Raw genomic sequence first — 12,605 nt, 5'->3', positions numbered from 1 at the left:
CGGTAGCGGGCGTGCCAGGTGCCGGTGAGCCGCCGAATGGGATCACAGAGTCCGTGAGATCAGTTCTTTCATGATTTCATTGGTGCCGCCGTAGATCTTCTGAACGCGCGCAGCGGCATACATCTGGGCGATCGGGTATTCCATGATGTAGCCGTAGCCGCCGAAGACTTGCAGGCAGCGGTCGATGATCTCGCACTGCTTGTCGGTACCCCACAGCTTCGCCATCGACGCGGTGGTCGCATCGAGTGTGCCGTCGATGTGGCGCTGGATGCAGTGGTCCATCAGTGTCTTGCCGGCCAGCACTTCTGTCTTGCACTCGGCCAGGAGGAATTTCGTGTTCTGAAAGTTGAAGACCGACTGTCCGAAGGCATGGCGTTCCTTGGCGTATCGGATCGTCTCGGCGACGGCGGCCTCGGCCATCGCGACACCGGCGATGCCGATGATCAGCCGTTCGCGTTGCAGTTGGTTCATCAGTTGGACGAAACCTTGCCCTTCGACTCCGCCGAGGAGGTTGGCCGCGGGTACACGCATATCGACGAAAGACAGTTCGCGCGTGTCCTGTCCATGCTGGCCTATCTTGTGCAACACGCGGCCACGCTCGAACCCGGGCAGATCCTGTGTCTCCGCGACGAGCAGCGAAAGGCCCTTGGCGCCTTGGGACGGGTCGGTCTTGACGACGATGACCAGCAGGTCGCAATGCGAGGCGTTGGAGATGAACGTCTTCGACCCGTTGACCACGTAGTCGTCGCCGTCGCGCACCGCGGTGGTGCGCACAGACTGCAGGTCCGAGCCCGTGCCTGGCTCGGTCATGGCGATGGCGAGGACATTGTCCCCGCTCGCGCACTTCGGCAGCCAGCGCTGCTTCTGTTCTTCGGTGGCGTAGGTCGCGATGTAGTGCGCGACGATCGTCGAGTGCACGGAGAACGCGAACGCGGTGTCGTGCGCGTAGACGAGTTCCTGCTGGACGATTGCTTCGTGCCCGAAGTTTCCGCCGCCTCCGCCGTACTCTTCGGGCAGGTCGAGGCACAGTAGACCCGCCGCGCCGGCTTTCGTCCAGAACTCGCGGTCGACCTGGTGTTGCGCTGCCCATCGCTCCTGGTTGGGTGTGGCTTCCTTGCGGAAGAACTCGGCGGCGTGTGCTCGCAGCAATGCCTGGTCGTCGGTCTCCCAGGGAGATCGGTACGTGGGAAACAGTTCACTCATGGCGGATCTACTTTCCGGTGAATTCAGGTGCGCGCTTGGCGAGAAATGCCGCTTGTCCTTCGCGGCTGTCAGCGGAATGGATGGCGACGTGGAAGTTGCGCTTCTCGTGTTCGAGACCTTGCGCCAACGAGGTTTCGAGGGCCTGCACCGCGGCGTCCTTGACCAGCGCCACAGCGAGCGGCGAATTCGCGGCGATCCGGGTGGCCATCGCTGTGGCGACGGCAAGCGCGTCGCCGTCGGGAACGATCTCGGCGATGATGCCCGCGTGGTATGCCCACTCGGCGGAGCGGAGCTCGCCCGTGAGCAGCATCGCCATCGCCTTGGGCTTGCCCGCGGCGTGGATGAGCCGCTGCGTGCCGCCGCCTCCGGGTATCACGCCGAGCTTGACTTCCGGAACGCCGAACTTCGCGGACTCACCCGCGATGACGAAATCACAGGCCAGCGCCAACTCGCATCCACCGCCGAGAGCCAGCCCCTCGACCGCGGCGATCACCGGTTTCGGGAACCGGCCGAGCTCGGCCCAGATGGCGCCACCGGTGGCGGCGCGGTTCCCGAGCAGGCCATCATTTCTGATGGCGTCGAAGGCGGTGATGTCGGCACCCGCGCAGAACGTTCCCCGCGCACCTGTGAGGATGACGGCACGGACCGAGTCGTCGTGGCGTATCGCATGTAGTTCGGAATTCAGCGCGGTGAGCACGGCTTCGTTCAGGCTGTTGCGGGCAGCGGGCCGGTTGATCTCGAGAACGACGACGTGACCGTCGCGGCTCGAACGCAGGGGTGCCTGGGCGGTGGTCATCGCGACGCTCCGTAGAGGGAGCTGTGCGCGGCCCGCATGGTCTTCTTGTCCAGTTTTCCGACGCTGGTGCGGGGCAGGCTGTCCAGATAGAGGACTGTGTCGGGCAGTTGCCACCTCGCGAACGCGCTCGCGAGCAGGTCGTGGATCTCGGCGAGGGGGAGCTCCTGCCCGTCGGCGGTCACGACAAGGGCGACGGGGCGTTCTTGCCACTTCGGGTGTGGCACACCGATGACGGCAGCTTCGGCGATCTTCGGATGCGCCAGCAGGGCGTTTTCCATGTCGATGGAGGAGATCCATTCGCCGCCGCTTTTGATGACATCTTTGAGGCGGTCGGTGAGTTTGAGGTAGCCCCGTTCGTCGATGGTGCCGACGTCGCCGCTTCGCCACCACCCGTCGATGAACCGATCGGCATCGTCGTCGAGCTTGAAGTAGCGCTCGATGATCCAAGGTCCGCGAAACAGAATCTCGCCCGCCGAGTGGCCGTCGTGCGGCAAGTCGTTGCCCTCGTCGTCGACGATCCTGACGTCGATCCCGGTGACCGGCAAGCCCTGGCAGCGCTTGAGATCCCACTTCTGCTCGTCGGTGAGGGTGTCACCCAGCGTGGGTTTGGTCCCCGCGTTGACGGTAACAAGCGGGGTCGTCTCGGTAGCGCCGTAGGCGTGGATGATGTCGGCGCCGGTGAGATCGTGGAACCCACGCATCAGCGACAACGCAGGCTCGGTCGCCCCGGAAAGCAGCCGGGCGCGGCGGAAGTCGGGCTTGGTGTCGAGAGTCTTGATGTAGTCGAGCATGGGCTGGAAGATCGCCGGAGCGCCGTTGGCCACGGTGACCTGCTCAGCGATCATCGCGTCGACGAGGACTGAGGTGTCTTCGGCGACATACCGGCCGGGGAGCACGACCTTGGCAGCGGCATAGACCGCGCCTTGCGGCAGACCCCAGGACTGCCCATGGAACATGGGTGTGATCAGCATCGCCGCGTCGTCGGCGCTCAATGCCAGCCTGGCGGCCATCGCCATGCTGTGCAAGTAGATCCCGCGATGCGAGTAGTACACCCCTTTGGGACGGCCCGTCGTGCCGGTCGTGTAACACGCACTGTAGGCCGAGTTCTCGTCGACCATCGGCCACTCGATGTCGGATTCGGCGGTGACCATCAAGCTTTCGAAATGGCGGACATTCGGCAGCGACGTCGAGATCTCGTCGAGCGGGCGATCTGACATCACCACCCAGGTGCGGACATCGGATGCGTGCTCCGCGATCGCTTCGGCGACGTGGAGCAAGCTCTCGTCGACCAGGACGACCGACGCGTTGCTGTGCGCGGTGACATAGCCGAGGTCATCGGCTCCCAGTCGCAGGTTCATCTGCAGCATCACGGCCGCGAGGCCAGGAATTGCCCAGTACAGCTCGAAGTGCCGCTTGCTGTTCCAATCGAGAATGCCGACCACGTCCGCGGGCCCGACACCGAGCTTGCGCAAGACGTTTGCGGCCTGCCCGATGCGGCGGTACGCGTCGAGGTAGCTGTATCGGTCCCACCCTCCGGCTGAGGTACGGAACACGATCTCCTGTTCGGGATAGGTGCGCGCCGCGTGCCGGATGAGGGTTGTGGTGTTGAGCTGGTAATGGTCACCGTGCGTGGATGGCAGTCCGCTGACGATCTCGTAGGTCATGGCTTCCTCAGATGCGTTCGATGATGGTGGTATTCGCGGTTCCGGTGGCTTCGCAGATCGTCTGAAGGCCGAGCTGCTTGCCTGTTCGTTCGAGTTCGGTCAGCAAGTCGGTGAGCATTCGGGCGCCGGTCGAACCCAGCGGGTGGCCGATGGCGATCGAGCCGCCGTTGACGTTGAGCTTGTGGTCGGGAACTCCGAACTCCCGCTGGAACATCAGTGGCACACCGGCGAAGGCCTCGTTGACTTCGAACAGGTCGATGTCCGCCACGGCCAGACCGCTGCGGTGCAGCGCTCGGTGGGTGGCGTCGAGGACGGCGCTGAACTGCAGGACGGGGTCTGCCGCGGCCACCGAGAGCGCGCGGAATCGGGCGCGCGGGGTGAGACCGTGGTGCTCGGCGTACTCGCGGTCGGCGATCAGCAGGGCTGCGGCTCCATCGCTCAGCTGTGACGAGTTCGCGGCGGTGGTCCGTCCGTCGGCGCCGAACACCGGCGGTAACCCCGCCATCTTGTCGAGGTCGACGTGTGCCCGAATACCTTCGTCCGCCTCGATGGTCGGACCGTTCGGGTCGGTGGGGTCGGCAGCGATCGAAATCATCTGGTCCCGAAACTTCCCGGCTGCCGTCGCGGCCAGCGCTCGGGTGTGGCTTCGGGCGCTGTACGCGTCCAGCGCTTCACGGCTGAGATCGAACTTCTCGTTCATCAGTTCCGACGACGGTCCCTGCGCCATCAGGCGGCCCTCGTAGCGGTCGAGTTCCCGCGGGCTGTACTGCGGGCCCAACGGGGCGCCGGGTTGGAACGATGCGGGCATCGGCACCCGCGACATGGACTCGACACCGCATGCGATCACCAGGTCGTGCGAACCCGCCATCACTGCCTGGGCGGCGAAGCTCACGGCCTGTTGTCCAGAACCGCATTGCCGGTCGATCGTCACGGCGGGCACGGACTCGGGAAACCCCGCCGCGAGTACTGCGTGCCGTCCGAGATTGCCCGACTGTGCGTCGTGTTGAAGAACGCAGCCGGTGATGACGTCCTCGATTGCCGACGGATCGACGCCGGACCTGGCGACCAACTCTCGCAGCGTGTGCCCCAGAAGATCCACGGGGTGCCACCGGCTGAGCTTGCCGCCGCGGCGGCCGACCGGTGTGCGTACCGCGCCGACGATGACGGCTTCCCTACTGCTCATTTCTGTCTCCTTGCCCTTGATGGCGGATTCCGGCCAGGGGAATGTCGAGGTGAGCCGCGAGCTGTTCCCACTCGCGGGTGGGGCGGGTCAGAAAGACCTCGGCCAGTTCGTGTTCGGTTCCGCCCACGCCGAACGCCGCGCGAGCGCGCGACCAGAAATGCGGTTCCAGCGCGGCCAGGGCGACGTGTCCGTCGGAGCTGGCGTAGATCCCGTAGCCGGGGTGTGCCCCGCCGAGCGGCGCGCCCGCGCCCATGAGCCCATGTCGCACCGCCGCGCCCGCATCGGCGGCAGCCCTTTCCAGGACCACGTGCTCGTGGTGTCCCGCACCCGACTCGGCAGCCAGTCGCAGCGCGATCAACGCCGCCGAAACGGCACGCTCGGCCCCGAGCAGGTCGACAACGGGAACGGTCGGCATCGCCGGCGGCTGGAGAGTGCCGAATGCTGCCTGGTAAGTCAGGTCGTGGCCGGGCCGCTCTGCGTCGGTCCCTATATGACCGACGATCTCCACATGGGAGAGGTGGGGGTATCTGGCGGTCGAGTCATCGAGTTCGAGTGTGGCCAGCGCGGACGGGCGCATCGCGGTGAGCAGGAGATCGGAGTCCGCGAAGACGCGTTCTGCCGCCGCTCGGTCCTCGGGGTCTTTGAGGTCGAGCGGCAGTACTTCCTGTCCGGCGCTGAGCTCGTCGTACCAGCGGGGGGCGACCGTGCGTAGTGGGTCGCCGGCCGGGGGCTCGATCTTGGTGACCGTCGCGCCCATGGCATGCAATCGCGCTGCGGCGATCGGCCCCGGCAGGTTGACGGCGAGGGACACCAGACGCACCCCGTGCAGCGCCTTGTGTTGTGGCATACACAACTCCTCTCTCGCTATACGACTGTATTGCATCCGATGTGAATGTAAAGTCTTTTGGGTGAAGTGTATGCTTCCTGGCGACAGGAGGAGATAACCGTGATCGACCCCCGCGCCAGTGACGAGGACCTCACCGCGAAGGCCCGAATCCGCAACGCCGCGCTCGACCTGTATGCCGAACACGGTGAGGACCGGGTCTCGATGCGCGGCGTCGCCACGGCGGCCGGGGTGACGGTGGGGCTGGTGCAACACCACTTCAAAACCAAGGACGGGCTGCGCGCGGCCGTGGAGCAACTGGTTGTCGACTATTACGCTCTGGCGATCGCGGAAGTTCCCGACGTGGGTACACCTGCCGAGGTCGCCGCGCGCCGTGACGAATCGGTGCGGCGGATGCTCGAGACGCACCCGTCGGTGGTGAACTACATCCGGCGGACGGTGCTGGATCCACGAGGCTCGGGCCGGTTGCTCGAGCGGCTCACCGAGCTGAGCCGTAGCGAGGTGGTCAAATTGCGCGAGTCGGGTCTCGCGTCGACGAACCGTCCGGAATCGACCCAGATCATCGGACTGATGGTGCGCCAGTTCGGAACGCTGTTGCTACAGCCGATGATCGACGAAATGTGGGGATACCTCACCCGAGAGGACGCCTCGCCGCATGGTAAACCGACACTGTCGGTCACTGTAGGTTAGAGATCGCTCTGTGCGCGCGGGCATGATTGCGTCTGCCCCTCTCGCTCGCGCGAATCGTGGCGGGCGCGCCTATGGTCGCAGGTTCGATGCCTCGGCGGGGCACATCGAAGATGGGAACGCACGCGAACTGGGGATTTGCTCACCTGGGGTTTTCTTCTCTCCTTAGCGTCTCGTTGTGATGCAAACACCCTGACCTGCGCAAATAACGTGCAGGCTGGCGTCCCGGGGAGAGCGCCACCTTCGTCGCTGTCATGCCCGGCCTGGCGGCAAATTCTCTCGGAATGTACTCAGCATCATATATTGTGCGTTATTGTGATCCGGATCGCACGGCCGCCTGAGAGGTATCAGGAGTTTCCGGTCGCTGCGCGGTTGCGGTGTGGTCCCGACCCACGTCGCGCATTTCCCCGAGGAGGACGGCATGAGCCGTACTGTCCGGCACCCACGCAGTGGTCTGATCGTGGTGTTGCTCTGTTTCCTGACCATCGTGGCCGACGGCTACGATCTGATCGTCTACGGCGCGACCGTGCCCAGTCTGCTCGAGGAGCCCGGCTGGGGGATGACGACCGCGACCGCCGGCCTGATCGGCAGCTGGACGCTGGTCGGCCTCATGGTCGGCTTCCTGGTCGCCGGTCCGCTGACCGACCGGATCGGGCGGCGGCGGATCATGATGATCGGCGTGGCGTGGTTCTCGCTGGGCTGTGCGATCTGCGCGCTGGCCACCTCACCCGAATTCCTCGGCGCCGCACGGTTCATCACCGGCATCGGGCTCGGCGGCGTCGTCCCCTCGGCGGTCGCGCTGACCATGGAGTACGCACCGCGCGACCGCAGGCAGATCTACAACGGCCTGACCTTGACCGGCTACTCGGTCGGTGGCATCGTCGCCGCTCTGGTCGCCATCGCGCTGCTGCCCGACCACGGCTGGCGCGTTCTCTACGGCGTCGGCGCGCTGTGCGTGATCGTGCTGCCGGTCATGTACTTCTGGCTGCCGGAGTCGGTCAACTATCTGCTTGCCCGCGGCCGCGACGACGAGGCTCGCGAGCTGGCCGGCGCCTACGGCCTCGATCTGGAGGCGGCCCGGGCCGACCTGGGCGCCCGCGCGGCCGGACCCGCCGCGCGACCGGCCGCGGGGTTCCGGGAACTGCTCACCGCCCGCTACCTGCCCGCTCTCGCGCTGTTCGTCCTGGTCTGCTTCTGCGCCCAGCTCATCGGCTACGGCCTCAACACCTGGCTGCCGCATCTGATGCGACAGGCAGGCTACGCGCTGGGCTCCTCGCTGCAGTTCCTGCTGGTGCTGCAGGTCGGCGCGGTGGCGGGCATGCTCGGTGGTTCGCTGCTCGCCGACCGCTTCGGATCCAAGCGAATCCTGGTGCCGTTCTTCCTGATCGGAGCGGTCTCGCTGCTGGTACTGAGCCGCAAGGCCGACACGGCCGTGCTCATGGCGGCCGTGGCCGGTGCGGGCCTCGGCTCCATCGGCAGCAGCTCCCTCACCTACGGATACATCGCCGCCTACTTCCCGGCCACATGCCGCGGCTCAGCCGTCGGCGCGGCGATGGGGCTCGGGCGCACCGGATCCATCCTGGGGCCGATGATGGGCGGCTGGATACTCGGTTCGGCGCTGAGCACCCAGTGGAACTACTACGCCTTCGCGGTCCCGGCGATCCTCGCCGCCGTCATCGTCCTGCTGGTGCCGCAGGCCGGAACCCGGGATTCCGGTGCAACAGCCGCGCCGGCGGTTCCGGCTCCGGGGCAGGCCGGAATGGCGCCGCGAGACGGAGCGACGGAACCGGCGCGCTGATATCCACCGGCTCCTGAACGGATCGCGATCATCGCGACACCGTAACGAGCCCGACCGTGCGGCAATCCGAGCCGGTGGATCCCGACAACAGAGGATGCACCGGCCGGGTCCGCACACCGTGCCCGGCCGCGATGTCGCCGCAGCGTGCCCCGCGGAAAAGACGGGACGAGCGCCCGGGGTGCGGTTCAGTTCGGCGATCCGGCCCGGCGGATCGACCGCGTAGCGGGTTCAGGCGTCGGGCGTTGCGCTGACCGGGAGGTCCGGTCGGCGGGGCCGATAGTTGAGCCAGCGGTAGCGGTTGCGTTCCCGCGGGGTCATCCCGCCCCAGATACCGTGTGGCTCGTTGGCTTCGACCGCGTAGTCGCGGCAATGGGTCAGAACCGGGCAGCCTTGGCAGATCTGCTTGGCCAGCAGGACTTTGCGTGGTTCGTTGCCGTTGTCGTAGAAGACGTCGACATCGTAGGCGCGGCAGGTGGCGTGGCGCTGCCACGCCCACGACTCGGCCAGCGGCGGGGGCAGGATCAGGGGGAACTCACGCACTGTCGTCTCCTGGGGCGCTCTGCAGGGTGTCAGGTACCCGCCAGCTGCCGGGCTCGCCGGCGGGCGGAGTCGGCGAGCTGCCGTTCCAGGGCGCTGTCGGGCCCGCCCGATCCGGCGAGATGGTCGTGCAGACGGGCCTTGGCCGCGTACCACGCGGCCGCGGCCTCCGCGCCGGCGTCGCGCGCGGGTCTGGTCAGGCACAGGGCCGTCATCTCGATCAGCACGTTCATGTCCGCGAACCCTTCGCGAGGTCGGCGAGAGAGCGATTGGGCGGGCCACCAACTCCATTGTTCGTGGCCACATCAAGCATAATATATCATTTGCAGCCGTGGGCGGCGCCGAACGCTCCGGGAACGGCCTCGTTGCGGCCGCCGCCGCTTCCGGGGTGCGGTGTGGTCATCGGTTCGCCGGTGCCGTCTGCTCGGTAATACGTGAGGCATAATGCATAGATCGGCCGAACGGAAAGGATCGAATCCCCATGGAATCGACTGCGCAGGGGCTGCCTCGCCGCATGAACTCCCAGCGTCAGCAGCTTTCCGAGGACGTGGCGACCTACGTGCGCGAACTCATCATCTCCGGTCGGGTCCGCACCGGCGAATTCCTGCGCACCGAACCGATCGCCGAGGCGGTGGGTGTCTCCAACACCCCGGTCCGCGAAGGGTTGTTGCTCCTCAGCGGTGAGGGATTCGTCGAACTGGTGCCCCGGCGCGGATTCATGGTCGCGGCGTTCAGCAGGCAGGACGTGCGCGATCTGTTCTGGGCCCAGGCCACCCTCGCTGGCGAATTGGCCGGGCGCGCGGCCAAATCCATCACCCAGCGTCAGCTCGACCACCTCGCCGAGGTCGTGGCCGAGCAGCAGCGGGTCATGGCCGGGGACAACGATCCCGAGCGGATCGTCGCACTGGGGCACGAATTCCACCGCACCATCAATCTGGCCGCCGATTCGCGCAGGCTGGCCATGTTGCTCGGCTCGATCGTCAAGCAGCTGCCGAACCGCTTCTACGGCAATATCGAGGGCCACGCCAACGAGACCCTGCATTTCCATCCGGCCATCCTCGAGGCGCTGCAGAAGCGGCGCGTGAAGACGGCCGCCACACTCATGCGCGACCACATCATGTCCGGCGCGGACGAACTCATCGCCATGCTGGAGCGGCAGGGCATGTGGTCGGAGGAGCAGAAGAACACCGCCTAGACCGACGGCATGCGCAGCGGCGGCGCCCACCGGCCCGGTGCGCGCCGCCGCTCGTCGTCGGTGCGGGTCAGCGGGTCAGGACGGCGACCGGTCCGTCCGACATGAACACACCGGTGTCGACCGGGTCGCGACCGGTGTGGGTGAGGGCGCCGTCGGGGTCGATCGTGTACGTGTGCACCCGGGTGGTGATCTGGGCGGTGAGCACGTCCACCAGGTAGAGGTGCCGCCCGTCGGGATCGAGGGCGACCTGACCCGGCATCGTGCCCGCGGGCGCCGGGTACGGCGAGCCCGGCAGCGGGGTCAACGCGCCGTCGGCGCCGACGGCGAAACCGGCGATCGATGAGCCCACCGCGTTGGGCACGTACAGGCGGCTACCGTCCGCGCTCGCCACGGCGCCGTGCGGCACGCCGCCGGTCGGGTACGGGGAGCCAGGGGTCGGGGTGAGGCGGCCGTCGTCGGCGATCGCGTATCCGGACACGTCGAAACCGAATTCGTTGCTGACATACAGGAACCGGCCGTCGGGGGTGTAGCCCGGCGCGACCGGGCCGAACCGCACCGTCTGTGTGCCGAGTGGGGTCAGGGTGGCGCCCGCGCCGACGGCGTAGCTGGACACGGTGTCGCCGATGTAGGTGGCCACGCGCAGGAATCGGCCACTGGGGTCGACGCCGGCCATGCCCACCGCACTGAGCCCCTCGACGGCGACCCGCGACGCGCCGGTCGGGGTGAGCGCGCCGGACGGCGCGACCGTGAACGATTCGACATGCCCCGGAACGCCGCCTACGACGACGAACAGGACCGTGCCGTCGGGGGAGAGGCGGGCCGAAGTGGGCGGCCCGCCGACGGTGACCGCCGCGCCCGGAATGGGGGTCAGGGCGCCGTTGTCGTCGAGCCGGTAGCCCGAGACGCCGAAATCGCCGGCATGCGGTACGTACACCGTGCGACCGTCGGCCGAGGCGACCAGCGACAGCACGCCGAAACCGGTCGGGAACGGACTGCCCGGCACCGGGGTGAGCGTGGTGTCGCGCTCGACCCGCAGCACGCTGATCCCCAGCGACGCGGTGCCCGCGGTGATCAGAAACCGCGGCCGCGCGGGGGCTGCCGAGGCGGGGGCGGCGGGTCCCACGGCGCCTATGGCGCACAGCAGGACGGTGAGCAGAGTTGTCATGGCGCCGCGGTTCCCGCGGAACGGCCTGGGCATCGGCGGATCTCCTCGTCGAGCTCTGGTGTGCCGAGTGCGCACCAGGAGGGAGAATTCCATATTAAATATGGTCAATGCTCCGAACTGTGATCGATCATGATGAACCACACCGAGAATTGGGGCAGTTCAGAGGCTTTTATACTTCTGCGTCCAATTCGGTCCGGAAGCTACCCGCGATGTGACGCATACTATATTGTGCATGTGCCGAGCGATGTTCGTCCGCTCGAAGTACATGGAGGTACTGCCCGAAGATGCTCGTCGACACTGTCACCCCTTCGCGCCGCGTCGTCCTGGCGCTCTCGGCCGCCCTGGCGCTGAGCTGGCTGCCGACTCTCGCCCACGCGGATCCCGCCTCGGAGATGCCGAGGTACCTTCTCGTCGCAGGCACCGGATCATCGAACATCGGCGTTCTGCGCGTGGCGGCCGACGGTGGTCTGAGCCAGGTCCCGGGGGCGCCGTTCGCCAGTGACACCGGATCGCTCACCCTCGAGATCACCCCCGACGGTCGCCGGGTCTACACCGGACACGTGGTGTCGGGCTCGATCATCGGCTACGACCTGGGGGCCGACGGATCGCTGCGCGAGATCGCGGGCAGTCGTAGGGCGTTCGGTGAACCGGTGATCGGTGTGACGATCACGCCCGACGGCAGGCGGCTGTTCGCCACCATCGGCGGCGTCGCCAACGAGGTGCGCTCCTTCGACATCACCGCCGACGGACGGCTGGTACCCACGGGCGCGCCGCCCACCCGGGTGGAAGGGATGAGCGCGTTGAGCCTGCCGGTCCTGACTCCCGACGCGCGCACGCTGTTCGTCAGCAGTTTCGTCGCGGGCACCGTCGCCGCCTTCTCGATCGGGCCCGATGCCTCGCTGTCCCCGCTGGGTGCCCCGCTGGCCACCGGTGAACGTCCCGCGTTGCCCACCGTCACCCCGGATGGGCGCTTTCTCTACATCAGCAACGAAGGTACCGACAACGTCTCCGGCTATGTGATCGCCCGCGACGGCAGGCTTTCACCCGCGCCCGGTTCGCCGTACCCGACCGGCGGTACCCCGCACGGCACCGCGATCACCGCCGACTCGCGACGCATGTATCTGCCCGCCTCCGGTGGGGGAGAGATCGACGGCTTCGGCATCGGCGCCGACGGAGCGCTGCGTGCGCTGCCCGGCTCGCCCTACCCCGCTCCGGCAGGCGCCCTGCCCGGCCGCGTGGTGCTCGGACCGGGCGAACGACAGCTGTACGTGATCGACACGCTCACGGTGCAAGGCAGCGCGCGCGTGCACACCTACGACATCGACGCCGGCGGCGGCATCACCGCCTCCGGCAGGCCTTCCGCCGACACCGGCGTGATCTTCCACGACGGCCCGTCGGCTTACCTCACTCCCCGATAACCAACGACCGGGGCGGGCCGGGCCCGCCACCGGGTAGCTACCCCGACCGGCTCTGCGAGCCGCCCTGCACCGAGGAGAACCGCAAGTGCCAACGGCGACACCGGATCCGAGCGCG

General features: G+C 67.3%; 12 protein-coding genes. 4 read left to right on the top strand and 8 right to left on the bottom strand.

Annotation, left to right across the window (positions count from 1 at the left end; translation table 11 throughout):
- Positions 1-42: 42 nt before the first annotated feature.
- Genes NB3_RS29370 through NB3_RS29350 form a run of 5 tightly spaced genes read right to left on the bottom strand, consistent with a single transcriptional unit; the run spans position 43 to position 5,693 of the window.
- A complete protein-coding gene (locus tag NB3_RS29370; protein ID WP_067809788.1) occupies positions 43-1,203 on the bottom strand; it encodes an acyl-CoA dehydrogenase family protein in 1,161 nt (386 codons plus the stop codon).
- Between the two features lie 7 nt (positions 1,204-1,210).
- A complete protein-coding gene (locus NB3_RS29365) occupies positions 1,211-1,999 on the bottom strand; it encodes an enoyl-CoA hydratase/isomerase family protein (protein ID WP_067809786.1) in 789 nt (262 codons plus the stop codon).
- On the bottom strand, positions 1,996-3,663 hold the full coding sequence (locus NB3_RS29360) for a long-chain-fatty-acid--CoA ligase (RefSeq protein WP_067809784.1): 1,668 nt from the start codon (positions 3,661-3,663) through the stop codon (positions 1,996-1,998). The genes NB3_RS29365 and NB3_RS29360 overlap by 4 nt, the downstream gene beginning before the upstream one ends.
- A gap of 7 nt (positions 3,664-3,670) precedes the next feature.
- Entirely contained in the window at positions 3,671-4,846 is a 1,176-nt protein-coding gene (locus NB3_RS29355; protein WP_067809783.1) for a thiolase family protein, read from the bottom strand.
- A complete protein-coding gene (locus NB3_RS29350) occupies positions 4,836-5,693 on the bottom strand; it encodes a CoA transferase (RefSeq protein ID WP_067809781.1) in 858 nt (285 codons plus the stop codon). The genes NB3_RS29355 and NB3_RS29350 overlap by 11 nt, the downstream gene beginning before the upstream one ends.
- Before the next feature lie 93 nt (positions 5,694-5,786).
- On the opposite strand from NB3_RS29350, the gene NB3_RS29345 reads away from it, so the two are divergent.
- Positions 5,787-6,380: a TetR/AcrR family transcriptional regulator gene (locus NB3_RS29345; RefSeq protein WP_174553258.1), complete on the top strand. Its 594-nt coding sequence runs from the start codon at positions 5,787-5,789 to the stop codon at positions 6,378-6,380.
- A gap of 418 nt (positions 6,381-6,798) precedes the next feature.
- Positions 6,799-8,175: an MFS transporter gene (locus tag NB3_RS29340; protein WP_084823779.1), complete on the top strand. Its 1,377-nt coding sequence runs from the start codon at positions 6,799-6,801 to the stop codon at positions 8,173-8,175.
- A gap of 228 nt (positions 8,176-8,403) precedes the next feature.
- On the opposite strand, the gene NB3_RS29335 is transcribed toward NB3_RS29340, so the two are convergent.
- Together NB3_RS29335 and NB3_RS29330 are read right to left on the bottom strand one after the other, a co-directional pair.
- The gene (locus tag NB3_RS29335; RefSeq protein WP_244892134.1) at positions 8,404-8,715 is read right to left on the bottom strand and encodes a WhiB family transcriptional regulator; all 312 of its coding nucleotides are present in this window, start codon (positions 8,713-8,715) and stop codon (positions 8,404-8,406) included.
- A 29-nt stretch (positions 8,716-8,744) separates the two neighbouring features.
- Positions 8,745-8,945, bottom strand: coding sequence for a hypothetical protein (locus NB3_RS29330; RefSeq protein ID WP_067809778.1), 201 nt, complete (start codon positions 8,943-8,945; stop codon positions 8,745-8,747).
- Between the two features lie 248 nt (positions 8,946-9,193).
- Between NB3_RS29330 and NB3_RS29325 the strand changes: the two genes are divergently transcribed.
- Positions 9,194-9,907 carry a GntR family transcriptional regulator gene (locus tag NB3_RS29325; protein ID WP_067809775.1) on the top strand — a complete coding sequence of 238 codons (714 nt, stop codon included), beginning with the start codon at positions 9,194-9,196 and terminating at the stop codon, positions 9,905-9,907.
- A 67-nt stretch (positions 9,908-9,974) separates the two neighbouring features.
- On the opposite strand, the gene NB3_RS29320 is transcribed toward NB3_RS29325, so the two are convergent.
- Positions 9,975-11,105 (bottom strand): lactonase family protein, encoded by a 1,131-nt coding sequence (locus NB3_RS29320; protein WP_169810761.1) that lies wholly within the window; start codon positions 11,103-11,105, stop codon positions 9,975-9,977.
- 251 nt (positions 11,106-11,356) lie between these two features.
- On the opposite strand from NB3_RS29320, the gene NB3_RS29315 reads away from it, so the two are divergent.
- Positions 11,357-12,490, top strand: coding sequence for a lactonase family protein (locus NB3_RS29315; protein ID WP_067809771.1), 1,134 nt, complete (start codon positions 11,357-11,359; stop codon positions 12,488-12,490).
- Positions 12,491-12,605 lie beyond the last annotated feature (115 nt).

This window comes from Nocardia beijingensis NBRC 16342, assembly GCF_001612785.1.
In the GTDB taxonomy this organism is placed as follows: Bacteria; Actinomycetota; Actinomycetes; order Mycobacteriales; family Mycobacteriaceae; genus Nocardia; species Nocardia beijingensis.
Note: the sequence above shows the minus strand (reverse complement) of the source record. Positions and strands in the feature narration are given on the sequence as shown.